The following is a 25,283-nucleotide window of genomic DNA, read 5'->3' as shown; positions in this document are numbered from 1 at the left end:
GGGGAGCAAGGGCGTGAATGAACTTTTCAACTGGCAGATCACTCTGCCGATCGCGCTGGCGGCACTGGTGTTCGGCTATCTGCTCGGCTCCATTCCCTTCGGCCTGATCCTCACCCGCGCCGCCGGCCTCGGCGATATCCGCTCGATCGGATCGGGCAATATCGGCGCCACCAACGTGCTGCGCACCGGCAACAAGAAACTTGCCGCAGCCACCCTGCTGCTCGACGCGCTGAAGGCCACCGTCGCGGCGCTGGTCGCCTGGTATTTCTTCGGGAAGGAAGCGGGGCTGCTGGCCGGTTTCGCGGCCTTCATGGGCCATCTCTTCCCGGTCTGGCTGGGCTTCAAGGGCGGCAAGGGTGTGGCTACCTATATCGGCACGCTGCTCGGCGTCGCCCCCTGGATGGTGCTGTTGTTTGCCGCCATCTGGCTCGGCGTCGCCAAGATCAGCAAATATTCGTCGCTCTCCGCTCTGGTTGCAACTCTTGTCATTCCGGTTGTGCTGTGGTTCTTAAACGAACCGAAGATCGCGCTCGTCATGGCCGTCATGACGGTGATTTCCTGGTGGAAACACGAGGAGAATATCAAGCGGCTGATCGCCGGCACCGAAAGCAGGATCGGCCAAAAGGGATAGGCGGGGGAAACAATGCCGGACGGCAGCGCAAGGCGAACGGGAATTGCGCTGACGGAGAGGCAGAGGATCGCCTGGTTGAGGCTGATCCGCTCCGACAATGTCGGCCCCGCCACATTCCGGGACCTCATCAACCACTGCGGCTCGGCCGAAAACGCTCTTGCCATGCTGCCCGAACTCTCCGCCCGCGGCGGAGCAACCAGGGCGATCCGGATTGCCGGCGTGCAGGAGGCCGAACGCGAACTCGAAGCCGCCCATCGCTTTGGCGCTCGCTTCGTCGGCATCGGCGAACCGGACTATCCGCCGGCGCTGCGCCAGATCGAAGGCGCGCCACCGCTTCTTGCCATGAAAGGCGACCTTTCCGCCGCAACACGCCCCTCGGTCGGCGTCGTCGGATCGCGCAACGCCTCGATATCCGGCGCCAAATTCGCGGCGATGATCGCAAGGGATTGCGGCCGTGCCGGTTATACGGTGACCTCAGGCCTTGCCCGCGGCATCGATACCGCTGCGCACCGGGCCAGCCTCGATACCGGCACGATCGCGGTGCTGGCCGGCGGGCTCGACCAGCCCTACCCGCCGGAGAACGTGCCCCTGCTCGACGAGATCACCGAGGGCGTCGGCCTTGCCGTCAGTGAAATGCCGTTCGGCTGGGAACCCCGTGCGCGGGATTTCCCTCGCCGAAACCGGCTGATCTCCGGCATTTCGCTGGGGGTCGTGGTGATCGAGGCGGCGGAGCGTTCCGGCTCCCTGATCACCGCCAGGATGGCGACCGATTTCGGGCGGCTTGTCTTCGCCGTTCCCGGCTCGCCGCTCGATCCGCGCTGCCACGGCACCAACGGGCTTCTGAAACAGGGAGCGATCGTTACCACCGGGTCGGCGGACGTCATCGAAGCGCTGGCGCCGCTCTCGCAACTCGATCTGTTCAGCGGCTCGGTGGTGGAAGAGCCTAAGAAATTCAGCGACATACTGCCGCCAAATGACGACGACCGGGCAATCATCGTTTCGGCGCTGGGGCCGACGCCGGTCGAGGTGGACGACATCATCCGCCATACGGCACTGCCCGCCTCTTCCGTTTATCTCATCCTGCTGGAACTCGATCTCGCCGGCCGGCTGCATCGGCATGTCGGCGGCCTGGTTTCACTCGCGATGGAAGACTGAGCGGGGACGCCGGCCCGCCTGTACGTCCCCCGCCTCCACATAGGCCATCTCGATGAGATAACAGAGCATATCGGCTCCCTCTCCCAAGGCGACCTGTCGGAGTTCTCCGAGCATCTGCCTTATATAGGCGATATTCTCCCTGGTATCGTCCTCGCGCCGGCCGTTTGTCTCGCTCCGAGAAATCATATTCGATCCTGTCAAAAAAAGCCGGCCACCGGTCCAAATAAATTCACCTTGAGGTATTCGAGGGACCATATCGCATTTATTTAAGATTGCAACAAATTGCATATCTTCTCAAGGTTGCATCTCGTTGTACCCCATAATTTAAGGCTCGCCTCTTGACCGCGAGGCAAACGCCCTCCATGTCGGGAGGTCAGATTTCCGCCTGGACCGCAACGGTGCCGGGCCAAGCCTCTATTGCAGAGAAGCAAAATGAATGTTGTCGTTGTAGAATCTCCTGCCAAAGCCAAGACAATCAACAAGTATCTCGGCTCCGGCTACAAGGTTCTCGCCTCTTTCGGCCATGTGCGCGATCTTCCGGCCAAGGACGGGTCCGTGCTCCCCGATCAGGACTTTGAAATGCTGTGGGAGGTCGATCCCGCGTCCCAGAAGCGGATGAAGGACATTTCCGACGCCGTGAAGGGCTCGGACGCCCTGTTCCTTGCAACCGACCCGGATCGCGAGGGTGAAGCGATTTCCTGGCACGTGCTCGATCTTCTCAAAAAGAAGAAGGTGATCGGCGACAAGCCGGTCAAGCGCGTCGTCTTTAACGCCATCACCAAGAAGGCCGTGCTCGATGCGATGGCCAATCCGCGCGATATCGACGTGCCGCTGGTCGACGCTTATCTCGCCCGCCGCGCGCTCGATTATCTGGTCGGCTTCAACCTTTCGCCGGTCCTGTGGCGCAAGCTGCCGGGTGCCCGTTCGGCCGGCCGCGTGCAGTCGGTTGCGCTGCGCCTCGTCTGCGACCGCGAGTCGGAGATCGAGCGTTTCATCTCGGAAGAATACTGGAACCTGTCGGCACTGTTGCGCACCCCGCGCGGCGACGAGTTCGAGGCGCGCCTCGTGTCTGCCGACGGCAAGCGGCTGCAGGGCCGCTCGATCAAGAACGGCGAGGATGCCAACCGCCTGAAGGCGCTGCTCGACGGCGCGACCTATCTGGTCGATACGGTCGAGGCAAAGCCCGTCAAGCGCAATCCCGGACCGCCCTTCACCACCTCGACGCTGCAGCAGGCCGCCTCCTCGAATATCGGCTTCAACGCCTCGCGCACCATGCAGGTGGCGCAGAAGCTCTATGAAGGCGTCGATATCGGCGGCGAGACGGTCGGTCTCATTACCTATATGCGTACCGACGGCGTGCAGATGGCGCCGGAAGCGATCGATGCTGCCCGCAGCGCCATCGTCGACCAGTTCGGACAGCGTTACCTGCCGGAAAAGCCGCGCTTCTATTCCACCAAGGCGAAGAACGCCCAGGAAGCCCACGAAGCGATCCGCCCGACCGATTTCAACCGCACGCCGGACCAGGTGCGCCGCTACCTCGATGCCGACCAGGCCCGTCTTTATGAGCTGGTCTGGAAGCGCGGCATCGCCAGCCAGATGGCATCCGCCGAGATCGAGCGCACCACGGTCGAGATCCTCGCCGACAACAAGGGCGAGAAGGCCGGCCTTCGCGCCGTCGGCTCGGTCATCCGCTTCGACGGCTTCCTCGGCGCCTATGTGGACAGCCGCGAGGACGCCGAAAAGGGCGAGGACGACGATGAAGATGGCCGCCTGCCCGAGATCAATGCGCGCGAAAAGCTCGACAAGAACAAGGTGAACGCCAGCCAGCACTTCACCGAGCCGCCGCCGCGTTATTCGGAAGCCTCGCTGATCAAGAAGATGGAAGAGCTCGGCATCGGCCGGCCGTCCACCTATGCCGCGACGCTGAAGACGCTGAGCGACCGCGAATATGTGACGATGGACAAGCGCAAGCTGATCCCGCATTCCAAGGGCCGGCTGGTGACGGCCTTCCTCGAAAGCTTCTTCACCAAATACGTGGAATACGACTTCACCGCCGATCTGGAAGAAAAGCTCGACAAGATCTCGGCCGGCGAACTCGACTGGAAGCAGGTTCTGCGCGAATTCTGGCAGGATTTCTTCGCCCAGATCGAGGACACCAAGGAACTGCGTGTCACCAACGTGCTCGATGCGCTCAACGAGACGCTGGCGCCGCTGGTCTTCCCGAAGCGGGAGGACGGCAGCGATCCGCGTATCTGCCAGGTCTGCGGCACCGGCAACCTGTCGCTGAAGCTCGGCAAATACGGCGCCTTCGTCGGCTGCTCGAACTATCCGGACTGCAATTTCACCCGCCAGCTTTCCTCCGAAGGCGGTGCGGATGCGGAGGCTAACGCCCTCAGCGAACCGAAGGCGCTTGGCGCCGATCCGCATACGGGCGAGGAACTGACGCTGCGCTCGGGCCGGTTCGGGCCCTATATTCAGCGCGGTGACGGCAAGGAAGCCAAGCGCTCGTCGCTGCCGAAGGGCTGGAAGCCCGAGGATATCGACCACGAAAAGGCGCTCGCCCTGATCAACCTGCCGCGCGACGTCGGCAAACATCCGGAATCAGCCAAGATGATCTCGGCCGGGCTTGGCCGCTACGGGCCGTTCCTGCTGCATGACGGCAGCTATGCCAATCTGGAAAGCATCGAGGACGTGTTCTCGATCGGCCTCAACCGCGCCGTGACCGTGCTTGCCGAAAAGCAGAGCAAGGTGGCGGCCGGCGGTGGCCGCACCCGCGGCGCGCCCGCGGCTCTGAAGGAACTCGGCGACCATCCGGACGGCGGCACGATCACCGTGCGCGACGGCAAATACGGCCCCTATGTCAACTGGGGCAAGATCAACGCGACGCTGCCGAAGGGGCTCGACCCGCAATCGGTGACGATGGAACAGGCGATGGCCTTCATCATCGAAAAGGGCGGCAAGGCACCCTCGACCAAGGCAAAGCCGAAGAAGGCCGCCGCCAAGGCAACCACCGATACCAAGAAGGCGGCGCCGAAAGCCAAGACGGCCGCGAAGGCTAAAGCCCCGGCGAAAAAGACTGCAGCTGCACCGAAGGCGAAGAAGACGGGCACGTGAGAGAACCGCGCGACAGATCGAGACACCAGGGAAAACGCCCCGAGAAAGTCATCCGAGGCCACACCGCTTCCACAACGGAAAAGCCGGTGATCATCCACGGTGCGGTGCCGCCGCGCGATGTCCTGCTCGAATTCATCGCCGACAACCCGGACAAGGGTTCGAAGCGGGAGATCGCCAAGGCTTTTGGGCTGAAGGGCGACACCCGCGTCGAGCTGAAGGACCTGCTGCGGACGCTGGAGGAGGAAGGCCTTCTCAAGAAGAGCCGCAAGTCGCTCACCCGTCCCGATGCGCTGCCGCCGGTCACCGTTCTCGACATTACCACCCGTGACAAGGACGGCGAACTGATCGGCCGTCCGGCCGAATGGCCGGAGGAACTGGGTGCCGCGCCTGCGGTGCTCATCCGCCAGTCGTCGGACAGTCGCGGCAAAGGCAGGGTGACTGCCGCAGGTCTCAACGACCGGGTGCTGGCAAAGATCTTCCCCAACAAGGACCGCAGCGGCCCCGCCTACACCGCCCGTGTCATCAAGATCATCGACAAGCGCCGCGGCGCTTCGCTCGGCATCGTCCACAAGCTTGACGACGGCGAGTTGCGCCTGCTGCCGATCGACCGGCGCGGCGAGGAAATGGTGATCGAGCCCGCCGATATCGGCGAGGCCAAGGACGGCGACCTGGTCGAGACGGAAGTCGTCCGTTCCGGCCGCTTCGGCCTGCCCCGCGCCCGGGTTCTGTCGATCGTCGGCACGATCGGCTCGGAAAAGGCGATCTCGATGATCGCCGTCTATTCGCACGGCATTCCGCATATCTTCCCGAAACAGGTGATGGACGAGGCCGAAGCGGCGAAGCCCGCGACCATGGCGCAGCGCGAGGACTGGCGTTCGCTGCCGCTGATCACCATCGACCCGGCCGATGCCAAGGACCATGACGACGCTGTCTATGCCGAGCTCGACCCCTCGCCCGACAATCTGGACGGCGTCATCGTCACCGTCGCGATCGCCGATGTCTCCTGGTATATCCGCACCGGCTCTCCGCTCGACCGCGAGGCGCTGAAGCGCGGCAATTCTGTCTATTTCCCCGACCGGGTCGTGCCGATGCTGCCGGAACGCATCTCCAACGACCTCTGCTCGCTGCGCGAAGGCGAGGACCGGCCCGCACTGGCCGTCCGCATGGTCTTCTCGAAGGAGGGCCGCAAGGCCGGCCATACCTTCCACCGGATCATGATGAAGAGTGCCGCCAAGCTCTCCTATCAACAGGCCCAGGCGGCGATCGACGGCAAGCCGGACGACAAGAGCGGACCGCTGCTCGAGCCGATCCTGAAGCCCCTCTGGCACGCCTATGAGGTCATGAAGCGCGGTCGCGACCGCCGCCAGCCGCTCGAACTCGACATGCCGGAGCGCAAGATCCTGCTGAAGCCCGACGGCACCGTCGATCGCGTGCACGTTCCGGAACGGCTCGACGCGCACAAGCTCATCGAAGAGATGATGATCCAGGCGAACGTCGCCGCCGCCGAGACGCTGGAAAAGAAGCGCCAGGCGCTGATCTACCGCATCCACGACACGCCCTCGCTTGCCAAGCAGGAGACGCTACGCGAGTTCCTCGCGACATTGGGCATTCCGATGGCCAAGGGCGGCCAGATGCGCGCCAACTCGTTCAACGGCATTCTCGCCAAGGCCGAGGGCACCGCGCACCAGGTGATGGTCAACGAGATGGTGCTGCGCTCCCAGAGCCAGGCGATCTACAGCCCCGAGAATATCGGCCATTTCGGCCTCAACCTGATGAAATACGCGCATTTCACCTCGCCGATCCGCCGTTACGCCGACCTCATCGTGCACCGTGCGCTGGTTGGCTCGCTGGGCTTGGGCGAAGGCGGCATCAAGCCCGACGAAGAGGCGCAACTCGACGATATCGCCGCCGAAATCTCGACCTTCGAGCGCCGCGCGATGGCCGCCGAGCGCGACACGATCAACCGGCTGATCGCCCACCACCTCTCCGAGCGTATCGGCGAGGAATTCGTCGGCCGCGTCTCCGGCGTCACCAAGGCGGGACTATTTGTCTCGCTTCCGACCTATGGTGCGGACGGATTCATACCTATATCCACCCTCGGCAACGACTACTTCATCTACGACGAGGCGCATCAGGCGCTGTCGGGAGAGAAGACGGGTCTCGGCTACCAGATCGGCGATACGGTCGATGTGCGGCTGAAACAGGCCATCCCGCTTGCCGGCGCGCTTCAGTTCGAAATGCTGAGCGAGGGCAAGAAACTGCCGACCGCGATCCGCTCCTTCCACAAATCGGGGCGGCGTGGCCGGACGCAACCCGGCACGCGGCCTCCGCGGAGCGGCCGAAGGAGATAGCAATGCAGAAACAGGGCGAACAGACCGTCCGATATGGTGCAGCGCCTGAGGCCGAAAGGCCGCTCGGCCGCTCCATCAAGCGGGGCTTGCTCTGCACCTGTCCTGCCTGCGGCACCGGCCGCCTGTTCCGGGCCTTCCTCAAACCGGTCGAAACCTGCGCCGTCTGCGGCGAGGAAATCCATCATCACCGCGCCGACGACCTGCCGGCCTATCTCGTCATCGTCGTCGTCGGTCACGTCCTGATGACGGGCTACATGCTGACCGACACGGTCCTGCGGGTTTCGCCCTGGGTGCACCTCGCCATCTGGGTGCCGCTGGCGATCCTCGCGGCGCTTCTGACCATCCAGCCGATCAAGGGCGGCGTCATCGGCTTCCAATGGGCACTGAAGATGCACGGCTTCAATGGCGCTGACGACGAAGCCGTCGATCCGGGCCGGGGCGGACCGATCGCATGACATCGTCTGCCGAGGAACAGGCTCCGTTCGCGATGGACGCGCCGAAGCATGCGCGCATCGCCGGCGTGACGCCCAAGGACGCAGCTTCTCTGATCCTGATCGATCGCTCGGAGGTGGCTCCCCGGGTCCTCATGGGCCGGCGCGGCAGCGGCCATGTCTTCATGCCGGACGTCTACGTGTTTCCGGGCGGCAAGCGCGATGCTCGCGACCATGCCCTTCCCTTCGGCGCCGACCTCGACCCGCTCGTTTTCGAAAAGCTGGCGGCAGGCACCACGGCCCGCATGACCTCGGCCCGCGCCCGGGCACTGGCGCTCGCGGCCCTCAGGGAACTCCGGGAGGAGACCGGGCTTGCCGGCGACAGCTCCGCCGACCTTTCCCGCCTGCGCTACGTCGCCCGCGCCATCACGCCGCCGGGCAATGTCCGGCGCTACGACACGCGCTTCTTTCTCACCTTTGCCGACGAAACTCTCTTCGACATGACGCGCCTGGGCGACTCAAGCGAACTTCAGGACGTGCGCTGGCTTGACATTGCCGGACTTTCGGGTCTGAAACTCCCGCGCATCACGCAGGCGGTTCTGGAGGACGTGAAAAACCTGATGGCATCCGATCCTTCTTTACCGTTTGGAAGCCCGGTGTCCTTCTACTTCATGCGTCATGGACGATTCGTCCGCAGCCGACTGTAAGGAATATTGAATGGCTCAGCCGACGACAGACGCCAACGGCCATGTCGACAAGATTCACTGGCCATCGCTGATCGCCGCCATATCCGCCATCAGTGCAGTGGGCATCGCCATCGGCCTCGGCCTGCCGCTCCTCAGCATCATTCTTGAAAAGCGCGGCATTTCCTCCACCCTGATCGGCCTCAACGCCGCCATGGCCGGCGTCGCCTCCATGGCCGCCGCGCCGATCACCACGAAGATCGCCCACGACTGCGGCGTGGCGCGAACCATGATGTTCGCGGTGCTCGTCGCTGCCATCAGCGCCATCGGCTTTTATTACGCGGATGCCTTCTGGATGTGGTTCCCGCTGCGCTTCACCTTCCACGGCGCGACGACGACGCTGTTCATCCTGTCGGAATTCTGGATCAACGAGGCGGCCCCTCCACGACGCCGTGGGCTCGTTCTCGGCATCTATGCCACGGTGCTCGCCATCGGCTTCGCGATCGGCCCCCTGCTCTTCTCCGCGCTCGGCAGCGACGGCGTCCTGCCCTTCCTGGTCGGCGCGGCCATCATCATGCTGGCGATCATCCCGATCTTCATCGCCCGCAATGAAAGCCCCGTGCTGGACACCAAGCCGGACCGGCACTTCTTCCACTACATCTTCCTCGTTCCGACAGCGACGGCGGCGGTATTCGCCTTCGGCGCGGTTTCGGCGGGCGGGCTGTCACTGTTCCCGATCTATGCGATTCGTTCGGCGCTGACCGAGCAGCAGGCCGCGCTGCTGCTGACGGTGATGGGCATCGGCAATATGGCCTTCCAGATCCCGCTCGGCCTCTATTCCGACAAGCTGAGGGATCGGCGGCCACTGCTGACCGCCATGGCGGTGCTGGGCGTCGCGGGATCGCTTGCACTGCCCTTCCTGATCCAGAACTGGATCATGATGGCCGTGGTCCTGTTCTTCTGGGGCGGTTGCGTCTCCGGCCTCTATACCGTTGGCCTGGCGCATCTCGGATCGCGGCTCAGCGGAGCCGACCTCGCCGCCGCCAACGCAGCCTTCATCTTCTGTTATGCGGTCGGTACGGTTGCCGGCCCGCAGGGCATCGGCGCGGCCATCGATATCGCCGGCAATGACGGTTTTGCCTGGGCATTGGCGGGATTCTTCGGCTTCTATGTGCTGGTTTCCATCTGCCGAATGCTTTTCCGGTCAAAACGGAGTTGACTTTTCGGGCGCGATTTGTAATTTCGCGCCAGATTTCGCCGTGGACCCAACCCGCGTCCGCGGCTTCATTTTTTCTTAGAGGCAGAACACCATGGCGAAAGCTACGACCATCAAGATCAAGCTGCTGTCGACGGCTGACACCGGTTTCTTCTACGTCACCACGAAGAACAGCCGCACGATGACCGACAAGATGACCAAGACCAAGTACGACCCGGTCGCCAAGAAACACGTTGAATTCAAGGAAACCAAGATCAAGTAAGGCCTTGATCCGAGGGTTTTCGAAAGGCGCCGGCCGATAAGGCTAGGCGCCTTTTCTTTTGGGCCTCACCCTGCCGGGGTGATCCACAATACGACAGGTTGCGTAGAAATGGAAAAGCGCCGCTCCAGAGGCCTGGAAGCGGCGCTTTCAAATGGGGGTCGACCAGCCTGCAATCACGGCACGAGGAACCGCTTTGGTATGCCTGCCAGTCGACCGACCCCACGACCCAGGAGATGCGGCGGACCTGAGCATCATGGGGTATCTATGTACCATTTCGGGTACACTGTCTGGTCGCGGCCAAAATTGCGCAAAACGAAAAGAAAATCAACACAATCTTAATCTCGAACCGAATCCTTCACTGTTGTTGGTTAAAATCGGCGGCCGCTACTCATATTTTTCCGTTTTTTCTGGCATAAATCCAAAGTTATTCCCGGCGCCTCATGCGCTTACTTTGATCTAGCCCTTAGAAAGGCCTTCCAAGTTTCAAGCACATCCTTGGCGAGCACTGTCTATCTTCTCAGGTATGCAAAAAACTTAAAGCCAATACCAATAGCTATTCTCTGTCAGCAAATCTGAGAGTGCGCGGATACATTCGAAATTTCTGGGATGCGCTGCAGCAGTCCCATTAACTGACGGCTGTTCATGAAATTCTTCCATTAATTAGCACCTGCAAAAAGTTGGGTTCCACTCAAAAATAACTGGGGACCGGATGCTTTTTTCTCGGTGTTTTCGCCGTTCGGCGAAGGCGGAGAGGAATTTCAGGATCTGCTGATTCTCTACGCGGCTGCGGCAACCACCCGGTTGCGCCCGCCGTTTTTCGCTTCGTACAACGCGCGATCGGCCTGCTTCAGGAGCTGCTCCGGCGTTTCGGCGCCCTGCGTGCTGCAGGCAAGGCCGAGCGAGGCGGTGATATTGAGCATGATACCGGCCGTCTTCAGATGGAACGGCTGGCTCTCGATGATACTGCGCAGCCGTTCGGCAATCACGGCCGCCGACGTAGCGTCGGTATCGGGCATGACGACCACGAATTCCTCACCCCCGTAACGGCAGGCAAGATCGGCTCCCCTGACGGTCGAGCGGACGCGGGCTGCAAACTCCCTCAGCACCTCGTCGCCGGCATCGTGACCGTAGGCGTCGTTGACCGACTTGAAGCGGTCGATATCGGTGATGCAGACGGACAGCGGCCGGGAGCGTGCGGCAGCCCGGTTAAACAGAACCTTGAGGTGATTGTCGAGATAACGCCGGTTGCTGAGGCCAGTCAGCCCGTCGGTGACGGCAAGCTCGATGGTCTGGCGCATACTCATGCGCAGGCGATCGTTGTAGCGCTTGCGCTTGATCTGGGTGAGCACGCGGGCCACCAGTTCGTTCGGATCGATCGGCCGGACGATATAGTCATTGACGCCGAGGTCGAGCGCACGCACGATCAAATCGTCGGCGCCCATTTCGGTCACCAGCAGCAGCGGCAGGAAGCGAGTGCGCTCCAACGAGCGCAGCTGCGAGCAGAGCCTCAGCGGATCGTATTCGTCGAAATTGGCGTTGACGATCACCAGATCGACCGGGCTCTCCGCCGCCTCGAAAAGTGCTGCCTGCGGATCGGACATGGCAATGACGCCGGCAACAGGCTTCAACGCCTTGATGATGCGCTCCTGCGAGCTCGCGCGGCCATCGACGAGCAGGACCTGGGCCGTCTCTTCGCGGCCGTCGGCACCCTTGAGCATGTCTTCCAGCCCGATATTGCTGGCGGTGTCGGCGCGGATGCGCAGCTCGTCGCTGAGCGTCTTCAGCCGCACCAGGCTTTTCACGCGCGAAATGAGCTGCAGGTCGTTGACGGGCTTGGTCAGGAAGTCGTCGGCGCCGGCCTTCAGGCCGCGCACGCGGTCCGAAGGCTGGTCGAGCGCGGTGACCATGACGACCGGAATATGGGCGGTGCGCGGATTGGCCTTCAGCCGCTCGCAGACTTCGAAACCGTCGATGCCGGGCATCATGATGTCGAGCAGGATCAGGTCCACATGCGTGCTGTCGCAGATCGCCAGCGCCTTGTAGCCGTCGTCGGCGGTCAGGACGTCGAAATATTCAGCCAGAAGCCTCGCTTCGAGCAGCTTCACATTCGCCGGAATATCGTCGACTACCAGTATCCGCGCCGTCATGAGGTCCGTCCCGTTTTCACGCGTCGCCGAGATATGTTTTAATTGTCTCGATAAACTTCGGCACCGAGATGGGTTTCGAGACGTAGGCCTCGCAACCGCCCTGGCGAATGCGTTCCTCGTCGCCCTTCATGGCAAAGGCGGTCACCGCGATCACCGGAATGACGTGCAGTTCATCGTCTTCCTTCAGCCACTTGGTGACTTCCAGACCCGAAACCTCGGGCAACTGGATGTCCATCAAAATCAGGTCTGGGCGATATTTTCGTGCAAGATCAAGTGCTTCCATACCGTTGCGGGTCTGGATGGTATCGTATCCCGATGCTTCGATCAGGTCGCGGAAGAGCTTCATGTTCAGCTCGTTGTCCTCGACGATCATGACCCGTTTGGGCATAGCGATCCGTTCCTTAAATCCCGGCTTGCATGAGTGCCTTCAGTATATAAGCTCCCGGAACGGCCGATTCCACAGAGCGCCTATCAGGCACGGTAAAGCCATTTAGTTGAAAAAGAGGTAACTCGGCGGACAATGCGGCGCGACCCCGGTAATACTCGAAACGGCAGACCCCAGGCGGAAGAGACCGCGGCCGCCATTCTCGGATGGCTCGCCAACGAACCCGACATGCTGGGCCGATTCCTCGCCCTTTCCGGCGTACAGCCCAACCAGATGCGCAATGCGGTAAACGATCCGGGCTTTCTCGCCGGCATGATCGATTTCCTGATGGGGCATGAGCCGACGCTGCTGGCCTTCTGCGAGGCGACGGATACAAAGCCTGAAGCCGTGGCAGCAGCCTCGCATCACTATTCCGGCCCCGGGCTCGATTCCGGCGATTATTGAGATGACCGAGATCCTCGACCTTTCCCATGTGCGCCTCGGCGACCGGCCGCTCGTCGTCTGCGATGTCGACGACGTGGTGCTGCATTTCGTTGCCCCTTTCCAGGACTTTCTGCGCGGCGAAGGTCATGAACTGCTGCCGCGCTCGTTCCGGCTCACCGGCAATATCGTCTCCATCGAGACCCAGATCGCGCTCGAGCACCCTGATGTGCGCCGGCTGATCGAGGCTTTCTTCGAGGCCCAGGAAAACTGGCAGATCCCCACCGACCTGGTCGTTCAGACGCTCGAAACGCTGTCGCAGGATGCCGACGTCGTGTTCCTCACCGCGATGCCGCCGCGTTATCGGGAGCACCGCCGCCGGCTTCTCGACCAGATCGGCCTCACCTTCCCGATGATCGCCAGCGAAGAGCCGAAGGGACCGATCATGCAGCGCCTGCATGCCGGGCGCCCCCTGCCTTCCGTCTTTATCGACGACATGGCGCACAATCTTCACTCGGTACGGGATCATGTCACTGAGTGCCTCCTCCTCCACATGATGCCCGACTCGCCCTTGCATCTGCTTGCGCCGAAACCCGCCGAAGGCATCGTCCGGGCAACCGACTGGGGTCATGCCGCCGAGCTGATCCGTAGCCATATCCAGCCCAAAGCCGCCTGACATCTAAAGTTCCAGCCGCATCAGCGGCCGTCCGTCCTTGCGGCGCTCCACCACGCCGAAGCCGGCTGCGTCGAAGATCGCCGTCGAGCCGATGCACAACGTCACCGATTTCGACTGCTTCACGTGATCGATCGGACAGGCATCGACGAAACGCGCTCCCATAAGCCGAGCGTATTCCACTGCGCCGGACAGCAGACGGTGGCTCAGTCCCTTGCCCCTGAGCTTCGGCTTTAGGAAAAAACAGCTGACCGCCCAGACAGAAGGATTGGCTGCATCCGCCTCCTCCAGCGGGCGCGAAACGGTGCGCGGCGAATTGAACTGCGGCACGTCGTGGCGCGGTCCCACCTGCACCCAGGCCACCGGTTCACTCTCCGAATAGGCCAGAATGCCGGGTGGCGGACCGGCAGCTATGCGGCCCCGGATATGGTCCTTCCGCTCCTGCGGCTGCATCTTCGTGCGCACCGCATGGGGCAGGCGCAACGCGACGCACCAACAGTGACAGAAGGCGCCCTGGGCACCGAACAGCATTTCGAAATCCTTCCAGCGCTCCGCCGTCACAGGCTCGAAACGAAGATCGATATCCACGTCAAACCTCTCCGCGCTCCCTTGTGACTCACGAGCTTAGGCCTTAACGTCGCAGTGTTCAATCTTTGTTCTCTGCCATGACGCCTACGCCTGACAAGACACCCGGCTTCTGTCGCGACTGCCTTGCGGAGCAGAAGGCGGAAGTGCGCCGTTGCCGCGCCTGCGGCAGCCCGCGCCTCGTCTATCACAAGGAACTCTACGCGCTGACGCTGGCGCATATCGATTGTGACGCCTTCTACGCGACGATCGAAAAACGCGACAATCCGGAACTCGCCGACAAGCCGGTGATCATCGGCGGCGGAAAGCGCGGCGTCGTCTCGACGGCCTGTTATATCGCCCGCATCAACGGCGTGCGCTCGGCGATGCCGATGTTCAAGGCGCTGGAACTCTGCCCGGATGCCGTCGTGATCCCGCCGAACATGGAGAAATATGTGACCGTCGGGCGGCAGGTGCGCGCCATGATGCACGATCTGACGCCGCTGGTTCAGCCGCTGTCGATTGACGAGGCCTTCCTCGAACTCGCCGGCACCGAACGGCTGCACCACGCCCCGCCGGCGCGAATTCTCGCCAAGTTCGCCAAGCGGGTGCAGGACGAGATCGGCATCAGCGTTTCGGTCGGCCTCTCCTATTGCAAGTTTCTCGCCAAGGTCGCCTCGGATCTTCAGAAGCCACGCGGCTTTTCGGTGATCGGCCAGGAGGAGGCGCTGGAATTCCTGGCGGCGCGGCCGGTCACCACCATCTGGGGCGTCGGCAAGGCGTTCAACGCGACGCTGGAGGCGGACGGCATCCGCACGATCGGCCAGCTCCAGACGATGCAGGAGGCCGACCTGATGCGCCGCTACGGCACGATGGGCCAGCGGCTCTATCGGCTTTCGCGCGGCATCGACGATCGCGAAGTGCATATAAACGACGCCGCGAAGAGCGTTTCGGCCGAGACAACCTTCTTCGACGACATATCTCGTTACGACGACCTAGTGCCGATCCTGCGCCGGCTTTCCGAAAAGGTTTCGGCGCGGCTGAAGAAACATGGCATCGCCGGGCAGACCGTCGTTCTCAAGCTGAAGACCGCCGATTTCAAGAGCCGCACCCGCAACAAGCGGCTGGAGGACCCGACGCAGCTCGCCGACCGCATTTTCCGCACCGGTCTGTCGCTGATGGAACGCGAGACCGACGGCACGAAATTCCGCCTACTGGGCATCGGTGTCACCGATCTCGGCGACCCGACGCTTGCCGATCCGCCCGACCTCGTCGACCGCCAGGCCGGCCGCCGCGCGGCCGCGGAAGCGGCGATGGACAAGCTGCGCGACAAGTTCGGCAAGGCCGCGGTCGAGACCGGATATACTTTCGGAAGCCGCCGCCGGGATCAATGAAATGTGATCCGTTATTAACCATAACGTTAAAACTACTCGCGCCGCGGATAACCTTCCTTAAACCTCCTACGCTAATGTGCCGGTCCATGTATTGCGTATGGGGTCGGTCATGTTGCGTCGCCTGGTGTTCGGGTTAGGTCTTTTGTCTGCGACCATGCTGTCGCATGCGGCTTTTGCGGAAGGTGCCCGCACGCTGCAAATCATCGTTTCCAAGGACAAGCAGTCGCTCGTCGTCTATGACGGGGAAAATGTCGTGACCACCTCGAAGGTGTCGACCGGCAAAGACGGCCACACCACGCCGAGCGGCATCTTTTCGGTCCTCGAAAAGCAGAAATATCACGAATCCAACCTCTATTCGAACGCGCCCATGCCGTGGATGCAGCGCCTGACCTGGTCTGGCATCGCGCTTCACGAGTCGAACAGCGTGCCGAACTATCCGGCCTCGCATGGCTGCGTGCGCATGCCGGGCGCGTTTGCCAAATCGCTCTTCCAGATGACCGAGCGCGGCGCGCATGTGATCATCACCGATGCGCCGGTGGTGCCGCAACTGATCGAGAGCGCCAACCTGTTCCTGCCGCGCAAGCCGCTGCCGACCGGGCCGCTGCTTTCCGACGTGCAGCTCAGGACCTCGTCGATCGGCAGCAGCTCCAAACCGGTCGGTTCCAAGCCGGTCGAAGTGGCGATGAACCTAGTTCCGAACAACCCGTCGATCGTCCATCCGACGACCGACGCGGGGCCGGCGACGACCAAGCCGGCCGCTGCCGCGACGGAAGACGTCGCGCCGCTGCGTATCCTCATCACTCGCCGAGGCGATCGCGAGACGCTGATGGACGCCCAGATCCTGCTGCAGCAGCTGGGTTTCGACACCGGCGGCGGCGACGGGTTCGCCGGACCGATGACGCGCAGCGCGATTGCCGGGTTCAAGCGCTGGAAGAACCTTTCGCCCAAGGGCGCGCTGGTGACGCCGGAATTCCTGGCCTCCCTGTACGAGACCGCCGGCAAGCCGCGCCCGCCGATGGGCCAGATCATGGTGCGCCAGAATTTCCAGCCGCTGTTCGAGGCTCCGGTCGGCATCAAGGATCCCGAAATCGCGCTCGGCACGCATTTCTTCAGCGTCGACAAGGTCGAGCGCAAGGAAGAGACGGCCGAATGGCACAGCGTAACGGTTCCCAACGGCCTCAGCGCTGCGATGAAGCAGCGGCTCGAGATCACGGTCGCCGACGATCCCTATGCACCAGGCGCCGCCGCGCAGGCCCTCGCCCGCATCGAGATCCCGGCCGATATCCGCGACCGGATCGAAACGCTGATCAGCGACGGCTCGTCTCTGACGATCAACGATCAGGGCATCGGCCAGGATACCGGCGACGGCACCGATTTCATCACCGTCACCCAGCCGGTGCAGCGGGTGGCTGAAGCACAGGCCTCCATCACAAGGCCGCAGCCGATCAGCCAGCGGCGGACGGCGGCGAAGCCCCGCGCCTACGGCCTCTACTGAGGCCCTTGTTTCTACGCATGTCTTTATCGCAAAACCGCTGCACACTTTTGCGCGACATGCGTTAGACCAGCTCGACATCGAGAACGCCCGGCGCTGTCCGCAGCGCCGCGGCGATTTCCGGCGAGATGCGGTATTTCTCCGTCAGCTCCACCTCGATCTCCCGCTTGCCGTCATCCTTGATGATGACGAAGGATACGAGCCCGTCGCCTCTCGCGTTGAGATGCCGGGCAACGGCGCGCATCGGGCCTGAATCGCGCACGAAGACGCGCAGCGCCTTCTGCATCTGCACCGACTTCTCCTCGAGCGACTGCGCGGTCTGGATGCGCAGGCCGATGCCTTCCGGCCGCTCCTCCGCCTGCACGGTGATGACCAGCGACTTGCCGGGCTCCAGCAGGTCGCGATATTGCGCCAGCCCTTCCGAGAACAGAACCGCCTCGAACTGGCCGGTCGCATCCGAGAAGGTGACGATGCCCATCTTGTTGCCGGTGCGGGTCTTGCGCTCCTGCTTGCCGGTCACCGTTCCGGCCAGCCGGCCGGCGGTGGCGCCCTGTTTCACGGCCGCCGAAAAATCCGCGAAATTCTGGACGCGCATCTTCGCAAGCACACTCGCATAGGCATCCAGCGGGTGGGCGGACAGATAGAAACCGAGAACCTGATATTCGCGCATCAGCATTTCGGACGGCATCCACGGCGTAAACGACGGGAAGATCAACGTTTCCGGCCCGGAAGCGGAGGATGAGCCGAACATGTCGTGCTGGCCGCTGACCTTCTCCCCTTGCGCACGCTGCGCATAACCGATGATGCGGTCGAGACCGGCGCTGAGCTCGGCGCGGTCGCGGCCGAAACAATCGAAGGCACCCGCCGAGATCAGGCTTTCCATGACGCGGCGGTTGACCTGTTTCGGATCGATCCGCAGGCAGAAATCCTCGATGCTGGCAAACGGCACGTCGCCGCGCACTTCGGTGATGTGGTCGACCGCCGACTCGCCGACGCCCTTGATGGCGGCCAGCGCATAATAGATCCTGTTGTCGCCGGTCTCGAACTGCCGGAACGAGGTCTGCACCGACGGCGGGATGACCGCGATGCCGAGGCGGCCCGCATCCTGCCTGAAGTCGTTGAGCTTCTCGCTGTTCGACATATCGTAGGTCATCGACGCGGCGAGGAACTCGACCGGGTAATGCGCCTTCATGAAGGCCGTCTGGTAGGAGACGATCGCGTAGGCCGCAGCGTGCGATTTGTTGAAACCATAGTTCGCGAACTTGGCGAGCAGTTCGAAGATGTTGTTGGCCTGCGGCTTGGAGACGCCGTTCTTGATGGCGCCATCGACAAAGCGTTCGCTCTGCTGGTCCATTTCCGCCTTGATCTTCTTGCCCATGGCGCGGCGCAGCAGGTCGGCCTCGCCGAGCGAATAGCCCGACAGCACCTGGGCGATCTGCATGACCTGCTCCTGGTAGACGATAACCCCTTGGGTTTCCTTCAGGAGATGATCGATCATCGGATGGATCGACTCGATCTCCTCCTCGCCGTGCTTGCGGGCGTTGTAGGTGGGAATGTTCTCCATCGGGCCCGGACGATAAAGCGCCACGAGCGCGATAATGTCCTCGATGCAGTCCGGCCGCATGCCGATCAACGCCTTGCGCATGCCGGCACTTTCCACCTGGAACACGCCGACCGTCTCGCCGCGCGAGAGCATCTCGTAGGTCTTGGTGTCGTCGAGCGGGATCATGGCCAGATCGATCTCGATGCCGCGCTTGCGGCAGAAATCGACGGCCGTCTTCAAGACTGTCAGCGTCTTCAGGCCGAGGAAGTCGAACTTTACGAGGCCGGCCTGCTCCACCCACTTCATGTTGAACTGGGTGACCGGCATGTCCGAGCGCGGGTCGCGGTACATCGGCACCAGCTTCGACAGCGGCCGGTCGCCGATGACGATGCCTGCGGCGTGGGTCGAAGCGTGGCGGTAGAGGCCTTCGATCTTCTGGGCGATATCGAGGAGGCGTGCGACGACCGGTTCCTTGTCGGCCTCCTCCTGAAATTTCGGATCCTCCTCGATCGCCTTCGACAGCGGGGTCGGGTTGGCCGGGTTGTTCGGCACCAGCTTGCAGATCTTGTCGACCTGGCCATAGGGCATTTCGAGCACGCGGCCGACGTCGCGCAGGGCGGCGCGCGCCTGCAGCGAACCGAAGGTGATGATCTGCGCCACCTGCTCGCGGCCGTATTTCTGCTGCACGTAACGGATCACCTCTTCGCGGCGATCCTGGCAGAAGTCGATGTCGAAGTCCGGCATCGAGACGCGGTCGGGATTGAGGAAGCGTTCGAACAGAAGCGAGAAGCGCAGCGGATCGACGTCGGTAATGGTCAGCGCATAAGCGACCAGCGAGCCCGCACCCGAGCCTCGGCCGGGGCCTACCGGAATGCCCTGCTGTTTCGCCCATTTGATGAAGTCGGCAACGATCAGGAAGTAGCCCGGGAACTTCATCTTCTCGATGACGCTGAGCTCGAAGTCCAGCCGCTCGCGGTAGTCCTGCTCGGTATAACCGAGCGTCATGCCGAGCGTCGCGATACGCTCCTCGAGCCCTTCGACGGACTGGCGGCGCAGCTCCTCCGCCTCGGCGCGCTCGGCTTCCGCCGGATCGTCGGTGGCGCCGGTGAAGCGCGGCAGGATCGGATTGCGGGTCTTCAGCACGAAGGAGCAGCGCCGCGCGATCTCGACCGTGTTTTCGAGCGCCTCCGGCAGGTCGGCGAACAGCTTCGCCATCTCGGCACGGCTTTTCAGATAGTGGTCCGGCGTCAGGCGGAAACGGGTATCGTCCGAGACGATCGCGTTGTGAGCGACCGCCATCAGCGCATCATGGGCATCGTAATCGGCCTTGGTGGGAAAGAAGGCCTCGTTGGTCGCGACCAGCGGCATGTCGTGGTCGTAGGCGAGCGTGACGATCTTGTGCTCGTGGCGCCGGTCGTAGGCGCCATGGCGCTGCAGTTCGACATAAAGCCGGTCGCCGAAGATCTCCTTGAGTTTCAGGAGCCTTGCTTCGGCAAGCGTGGCATTGCCTTCCTTCAGGGCCACGTCGACCGGACCGGTGCCGGCGCCGGTCAGGGCGATCAGGCCTTCTGTGCCGCCGTCCTCCAGCCAGGAGCGGCTGATATGGATGGACTGATGCCCCTCGTCGCCGAGATAGGCGCGGCTGATCAGGTCGACGAGCCGTTCGTAACCGACGGCATTCGCCGCGAGCACGACGATCGTCGGCAGCTTGGCGAGCTGCTGGTGGCTGTTACGGCGCTCGTCGGACTGGTCTTCCATGTCGATCGAAAGCTGGCAGCCAATGATCGGCTGTAGGCCGTCGCCGATCGCCTTCTGGGCGAATTCCAGCGCAACGAAGAGATTGTTGGTATCGGTTATCGCGATCGCGGGCTGATTGTCCGCGATTGCCTTCGAGAGGATCTTCTTGAGCGGCAGCGCGCCTTCCAGAAGCGAATAGGCGGAATGGACGCGAAGGTGAACGAATTGAGGGGTGGTCCCCAGCTTTTCCGATCCCGATTTTACGTCCGCTGTATCTGCCATGTCTGCGCCATATCCATCTCATGAATCAGGCTATTGTCCGGCGCAGGGACTTGAGAGTCCAGTTCGGATTTCCCCCCTCAACGCCTTTCGGCCGAGGGGCCGGATCACATGGCCATCATGATCATGGAGAGGCTGGCCACGAAGGTGGCGATGGAAGCGAATGCGGCAATGTCACGAAGCAGGTCAGTCATCGTCGTCTCCCGTGTTCTCTTATGTTTTTAATTTGTTCTCATTTTGTTTGGGAGTCAATAAAAGAACAGACCGGAAACAAACATACCTCGATATCCTCCCTCACCTGGTAAACAAGGCGTTAACGGTGGGATTTTCGGCCGGATCGGCGCATGCGGATACATCCGGACTGGGTGACCATCCGGGCATGAGCAATTTCGGACGGGGCGCTGAAAGCTGCCTCGTAAGGTAAGTAATAAGTGACACCTCTCAGCGCCCCGTTCGGCGGTTTATGCCCACGACTCCGGTCCCTCTGCCGTGGCTCTTCCGGACGGTGTTCGTATGACCCGGGACGCCCCATCCGATTCGATCGGAAATGCTTCCATGGATCTCCGCCGGTTTCTCCGATGCCCTCGGGTTATCCTCGGGTTTAACCCGAGGACGAGGGTCGGTCGGACTTTGAAAAATCCGGCGACACCATCCGGTCAGCCACCATGTGTGCCGCACAGGCACGTCCGGCGCGCGCTTTCGGGCTTCAAGAGACGAAGGCTCGGTCCGTTGCCTTCATCTCTCCCCGTTGTCCCCGGAGGGAGACCATTTTCCGCGAACCCGAACGCCAAGGTTTTGCGTCTTGCCCTTGACGTCCGCGCCGGTCCCGCCTCGCCGGCACGCCTGCCGGTATATCCGCGACGGAACGGCGGGATTGTAGGCACGGGCCGGGAGGGCGGGGATGAGAGGGGATGTGGATTGGGGTTAAGGTGCCGAAAAGGTGGGAGGAGGTGTTCGGGAGCATCCCCGCTGGGCGTAAGGGCGATCGCATATGGAACGCGACAGCGCGGCATTCCTAACCCTCCCCCTTGTGGGGAGGGTGGCCGGCAGGCGGGAGGGGTTTTAACGCGGAGCGAAGACCCCTCCCCAACCCCTCCCCACAAGGGGGAGGGGCTCCACGCACCGCCCCACGCCTTCATATGCGATTGCCCTGACGTCAAGACTCGGAGATGGTCCGGCAGGAGGATGAGGGGCATGGCAGGAGGTGGGCGCTATGGGTGAAGCAGCCCGCCTCTTCACATCTCGACGACCTTGCCGCCTTCGATCGTCACGCGGCGGTCCATGCGGCTGGCGAGGTCGTGGTTGTGGGTGGCGATCAGGGCCGCGAGGCCCGACTGGCGCACCAGGGCCTCCAGCGCGTCGAAGACATAGGATGCGGTCTTCGGGTCGAGATTGCCGGTCGGTTCGTCGGCGAGAAGCACGCGCGGGGCGTTGGCAACCGCACGGGCGATCGCCACGCGCTGCTGCTCGCCGCCGGACAGTTCGGAAGGACGGTGCTCGGCGCGGTGGCCGATGCGCATATAGTCCAGAAGCTGGCTTGCCCGCTCCTTCGCCTCGGCCTTGGAAAGACCGGCGATCAGCTGCGGCATCATGATATTCTCGACGGCGGAAAACTCCGGCAGGAGATGGTGGAACTGGTAGACGAAACCGATCTGGTTGCGGCGCATGGCCGTGCGCTCCGCATCGGGAAGTCCGTTGCAGGCATGCCCGGCGAGAAAGACCTCGCCGGCGTCCGGATGTTCGAGCAGGCCGGCGAGATGCAGAAGCGTCGATTTGCCAGTGCCCGACGGAGCGACCAGCGCGACGATCTCGCCGGTCTTCAGGTCGAAATCAGCCCCCTTCAGGATCGAAAGCGTGGTCTCGCCCTGGCCATAGTGACGTTCGACGCCCGAGAGCTGCAAGACGGTTTTGGGTGCCATGAAGGATGTGGGTCCTATTCGTATCGAAGGGCCTGGACAGGATCGAGCCGGGAGGCCCGCCATGCCGGAAGGATGGTCGCGATGAAGGAGAGGACGAGCGCCATCATGACCACCGAGAAGGTCTCGCCAAAGCTCATCTCCGCCGGCAACTGGCTGAGGAAATAGAGTTGCGGATCGAAGAGGATGGTCCCCGAGATCCAGGAGAAGAACTGGCGGATCGATTCGACGTTGAGACAGACGACAACGCCGAGCAGGACGCCTGCGAACGTTCCGACGAGGCCGATCGCCGCCCCGGTCATGAAGAAGATGCGCATGATCGCACCCGCGCCCGCGCCCATGGTGCGCAGGATGGCGATATCGCTGCCCTTGTCCTTCACCAGCATGATGAGGCCGGAGATGATGTTGAGCGCCGCGACAAGCACGATCAGGGTCAGGATCATGAACATGACGTTTCGCTCCACCTGAAGCGCGGAGAAGAAGGTCTGGTTGCGCTGCCGCCAGTCGGTGATGAAGATCTGCCGCCCGGCGGCCGCTTCGATCTTCGGGCGCAGATCGTCGATATCGTCGGGATTGTCGACGAACAGCTCGATCGACTGCACCAGGCCTTCGGCATTGAAATAGAGCTGCGATTCCTCGAGCGGCATATAGATGATCGTCGCGTCGTATTCCGACATGCCGATCTCGAAAATGCCGGAGACCGGATAGGATTTGACGCGCGGATTGACGCCCATCGGCGTTACGTCGCCTTCCGGCGAGATCAGGGTGATCTGGTCGCCGGCGGAGAGGCCGAGCTGGGCTGCGAGCCTGGAGCCGACCAGCACGCCCTGCCCCGACGCAAAGCCGACCATATCGCCCGATTTGACGTTGCCGGCGACTTCGGAGAGCTTTTCGAGATCCTCGGGACGGACGCCGCGCACCAGCGCGCCGGAACCCGCACCGCCACGGCCCGATGCCAGCGTCTGGCCTTCGACCAGCGGCAGCGCCATCCGCACACCCGGCACGGCTGCAAACTTCTGGGTGAGTTCGGCGTAGTCGGTGAGCGGCCCGTCGATCGGCTGGACGATCATATGACCGTTGATGCCGAGGATGCGCGAGATGAGCTCGGTGCGGAAACCGTTCATGACAGCCATGACGATGATCAGCGTCGCGACGCCGAGCATGATGCCGATGAAGGAGAAGCCGGCGATGACCGAGATGAAGGCCTCGCGGCGGCGCGAGCGCAGGTAGCGCCAGGCGACCATCCGCTCGAAGGCCGAGAAAGGACCGGCCGCGGGCGAACCGCCCGCCTTTACCGCTTCACCATTCGCCGCGACACTCGCCATGCCTTTTCCTCAACCTGCCGAAGGCGGGAAATCCGCCGTGATACGCCGACCGGCTTATCGGCCGGCGAGCCTGTTCATGGCCGCTTCGACGGTCAGCGTTTCGCGCTCGCCGGTCTTGCGGTCCTTGACCTCCACTTCGCCTGACGCAGCGGAGCGGGGTCCGACAATCACCTGAACCGGCACGCCGATCAGGTCGGCGGTCGCGAACTTGGTGCCGGCGCGCTCGTCCGTATCGTCGTAGAGCACGTCCTTACCGACCGTTTCGAGGCCGCCATAGAGCGTTTCGCAGATGCGGTCGCAAGCCTCGTCGCCCGGCTTCATGTTGATGACCACGACGTCGAACGGCGCGACCGATGCCGGCCAGATGATTCCGTTGTCGTCATGCGATGCTTCGATGATGGCGGGAACAAGGCGTGTCGGGCCGATACCGTAAGATCCCATGTGGACATGGTGCTCCTTGCCGTCCGGTCCCTGCACCTTGGCGCCCATCGGCTCGGAATATTTGGTGCCGAAATAGAAGATGTGGCCGACCTCGATGCCGCGGGCGGACAGCCGGTCGGTCTCGGGAATGGCGTTGAACGCTTCCTCGTCATGCATTTCCGAGGTCGCGGCGTAGACCGAGGTCCACTTGTCGAAGACCGCCTGCATGGCCTCGACATCATCGAAATTGGTGTCCGTGGTGGGGATGTCGAAATTGACGAAATCCTTGTGGGAAAACACTTCCGACTCGCCGGTCTCGGCAAGGATGATGAATTCATGGGACAGGTTGCCGCCGATCGGGCCGGTATCGGCGCGCATCGGAATGGCGCGAAGCCCAAGCCTGGAGAAGGTGCGCAGATAGGCGGTGAACATCTTGCGATAGGAATGCTCGGCATCTTCCTTCGTCAGGTCGAAGGAATAGGCGTCCTTCATCAGGAATTCGCGCGAGCGCATGGTGCCGAAGCGCGGACGGATCTCGTCACGGAACTTCAGCTGGATGTGGTAGAGGTTGAGCGGCAGGTTCTTGTAGGATTTGACGTAGGACCGGAAGATGTCCGTGATCATTTCCTCGTTGGTGGGGCCGTAGAGCATGGGCCGCTCCTGGCGGTCCTTGATGCGCAGCATTTCCTTGCCATAGGCGTCGTAGCGGCCGCTTTCCTGCCAGAGTTCGGCCGACTGCAGCGTCGGCATCAGCACCTCGATGGCGCCGGCACGGTTCTGCTCCTCACGGACGATGGCATTGACCTTGTCGAGCACGCGCTTGCCGAGCGGCAGCCAGGAATAGATGCCCTGGCTCTGCTGGCGGATCATGCCGGCACGCAGCATCAGCCGGTGGGACACGATTTCCGCTTCCTTGGGGTTTTCCTTCAGGATGGGCATAAAATAGCGGGACAGGCGCATCGCGATTTCCGAGGTTGTCGGGCCTACCCTCAGGACGCGAGGAATCGGCCGTTTTCTTCAACAATATTGGGAGGGTACATAGCCGTTCCGGGGCTCCAAGGGAACCCGCCCCAGCATGAATCGCACGTTGTTCACGAATCTGCGCCAGCACTTCAGACCCGCAAAAAGCGGAAATTTCATGGCAA

General features: G+C 62.5%; 20 protein-coding genes. 12 read left to right on the top strand and 8 right to left on the bottom strand.

What is annotated here, in order from left to right; genetic code table 11:
• The first annotated feature begins 13 nt into the window (after positions 1-13).
• On the top strand, positions 14-631 hold the full coding sequence (gene plsY / locus LZK81_RS08250; RefSeq protein ID WP_233955798.1) for a glycerol-3-phosphate 1-O-acyltransferase PlsY: 618 nt from the start codon (positions 14-16) through the stop codon (positions 629-631).
• Positions 632-643: 12 nt separating this feature from the next.
• A complete protein-coding gene (gene dprA, locus LZK81_RS08245) occupies positions 644-1,786 on the top strand; it encodes a DNA-processing protein DprA (protein ID WP_233955796.1) in 1,143 nt (380 codons plus the stop codon).
• Here the strand turns inward: dprA and LZK81_RS08240 are convergent.
• Positions 1,766-1,972, bottom strand: coding sequence for a hypothetical protein (locus LZK81_RS08240; RefSeq protein WP_046610007.1), 207 nt, complete (start codon positions 1,970-1,972; stop codon positions 1,766-1,768). The two genes, dprA and LZK81_RS08240, sit on opposite strands and share 21 nt — an antisense overlap.
• Positions 1,973-2,218: 246 nt before the next feature.
• Between LZK81_RS08240 and topA the strand changes: the two genes are divergently transcribed.
• The 6 genes from topA (at position 2,219) to rpmG (ending at position 9,843) form a co-directional block, all read left to right on the top strand.
• Positions 2,219-4,900: a type I DNA topoisomerase gene (gene topA, locus LZK81_RS08235; RefSeq protein WP_233955794.1), complete on the top strand. Its 2,682-nt coding sequence runs from the start codon at positions 2,219-2,221 to the stop codon at positions 4,898-4,900.
• The gene (gene rnr / locus LZK81_RS08230; RefSeq protein WP_418936481.1) at positions 4,897-7,251 is read left to right on the top strand and encodes a ribonuclease R; all 2,355 of its coding nucleotides are present in this window, start codon (positions 4,897-4,899) and stop codon (positions 7,249-7,251) included. The genes topA and rnr overlap by 4 nt, the downstream gene beginning before the upstream one ends.
• 2 nt (positions 7,252-7,253) lie before the next feature.
• Positions 7,254-7,706, top strand: coding sequence for a DUF983 domain-containing protein (locus tag LZK81_RS08225; RefSeq protein WP_233955792.1), 453 nt, complete (start codon positions 7,254-7,256; stop codon positions 7,704-7,706).
• Complete coding sequence (locus tag LZK81_RS08220) at positions 7,703-8,389, top strand: NUDIX domain-containing protein (protein WP_418936480.1); 687 nt, start codon at positions 7,703-7,705, stop codon at positions 8,387-8,389. Before LZK81_RS08225 ends, LZK81_RS08220 begins: the two co-directional genes overlap by 4 nt.
• A gap of 10 nt (positions 8,390-8,399) precedes the next feature.
• Entirely contained in the window at positions 8,400-9,584 is a 1,185-nt protein-coding gene (locus LZK81_RS08215) for an MFS transporter (protein ID WP_046605484.1), read from the top strand.
• Between the two features lie 91 nt (positions 9,585-9,675).
• Positions 9,676-9,843: a 50S ribosomal protein L33 gene (rpmG, locus tag LZK81_RS08210; RefSeq protein ID WP_003547442.1), complete on the top strand. Its 168-nt coding sequence runs from the start codon at positions 9,676-9,678 to the stop codon at positions 9,841-9,843.
• A 776-nt stretch (positions 9,844-10,619) separates the two neighbouring features.
• Here rpmG and LZK81_RS08205 read toward each other — a convergent pair.
• Both LZK81_RS08205 and LZK81_RS08200 read right to left on the bottom strand, forming a co-directional pair.
• Positions 10,620-11,990, bottom strand: coding sequence for a PleD family two-component system response regulator (locus tag LZK81_RS08205; RefSeq protein ID WP_046605485.1), 1,371 nt, complete (start codon positions 11,988-11,990; stop codon positions 10,620-10,622).
• A gap of 16 nt (positions 11,991-12,006) precedes the next feature.
• Positions 12,007-12,378, bottom strand: coding sequence for a response regulator (locus LZK81_RS08200; protein WP_038542024.1), 372 nt, complete (start codon positions 12,376-12,378; stop codon positions 12,007-12,009).
• 132 nt (positions 12,379-12,510) lie between these two features.
• On the opposite strand from LZK81_RS08200, the gene LZK81_RS08195 reads away from it, so the two are divergent.
• Together LZK81_RS08195 and LZK81_RS08190 are read left to right on the top strand one after the other, a co-directional pair.
• Complete coding sequence (locus LZK81_RS08195) at positions 12,511-12,819, top strand: DUF3572 domain-containing protein (RefSeq protein ID WP_046605486.1); 309 nt, start codon at positions 12,511-12,513, stop codon at positions 12,817-12,819.
• Between the two features lies 1 nt (position 12,820).
• The gene (locus LZK81_RS08190; protein ID WP_233955790.1) at positions 12,821-13,471 is read left to right on the top strand and encodes a hypothetical protein; all 651 of its coding nucleotides are present in this window, start codon (positions 12,821-12,823) and stop codon (positions 13,469-13,471) included.
• Between the two features lie 3 nt (positions 13,472-13,474).
• Here the strand turns inward: LZK81_RS08190 and LZK81_RS08185 are convergent, their stop codons facing one another.
• Complete coding sequence (locus LZK81_RS08185) at positions 13,475-14,056, bottom strand: GNAT family N-acetyltransferase (protein WP_326491508.1); 582 nt, start codon at positions 14,054-14,056, stop codon at positions 13,475-13,477.
• A 77-nt stretch (positions 14,057-14,133) separates the two neighbouring features.
• Between LZK81_RS08185 and LZK81_RS08180 the strand changes: the two genes are divergently transcribed.
• A complete protein-coding gene (locus LZK81_RS08180) occupies positions 14,134-15,426 on the top strand; it encodes a DNA polymerase IV (protein WP_233955788.1) in 1,293 nt (430 codons plus the stop codon).
• Between the two features lie 109 nt (positions 15,427-15,535).
• Positions 15,536-16,921 carry a L,D-transpeptidase gene (locus LZK81_RS08175; RefSeq protein WP_233955786.1) on the top strand — a complete coding sequence of 462 codons (1,386 nt, stop codon included), beginning with the start codon at positions 15,536-15,538 and terminating at the stop codon, positions 16,919-16,921.
• Between the two features lie 61 nt (positions 16,922-16,982).
• On the opposite strand, the gene dnaE is transcribed toward LZK81_RS08175, so the two are convergent.
• The 4 genes from dnaE to proS form a co-directional block, all read right to left on the bottom strand.
• Positions 16,983-20,480, bottom strand: coding sequence for a DNA polymerase III subunit alpha (dnaE, locus tag LZK81_RS08170; protein ID WP_233955784.1), 3,498 nt, complete (start codon positions 20,478-20,480; stop codon positions 16,983-16,985).
• Between the two features lie 1,232 nt (positions 20,481-21,712).
• On the bottom strand, positions 21,713-22,396 hold the full coding sequence (locus LZK81_RS08165; RefSeq protein ID WP_046624259.1) for an ABC transporter ATP-binding protein: 684 nt from the start codon (positions 22,394-22,396) through the stop codon (positions 21,713-21,715).
• A gap of 14 nt (positions 22,397-22,410) precedes the next feature.
• The gene (locus LZK81_RS08160) at positions 22,411-23,718 is read right to left on the bottom strand and encodes a lipoprotein-releasing ABC transporter permease subunit (RefSeq protein WP_046624260.1); all 1,308 of its coding nucleotides are present in this window, start codon (positions 23,716-23,718) and stop codon (positions 22,411-22,413) included.
• Between the two features lie 54 nt (positions 23,719-23,772).
• Positions 23,773-25,098 (bottom strand): proline--tRNA ligase, encoded by a 1,326-nt coding sequence (proS, locus tag LZK81_RS08155; protein WP_233955782.1) that lies wholly within the window; start codon positions 25,096-25,098, stop codon positions 23,773-23,775.
• Positions 25,099-25,283: the final 185 nt, after the last annotated feature.

This window comes from Neorhizobium galegae, assembly GCF_021391675.1.
GTDB lineage: Bacteria > Pseudomonadota > Alphaproteobacteria > Rhizobiales > Rhizobiaceae > Neorhizobium > Neorhizobium galegae_B.
The sequence above is the reverse complement of the archived record's forward strand: the minus strand, read 5'-3'. Positions and strand labels throughout refer to the sequence as shown.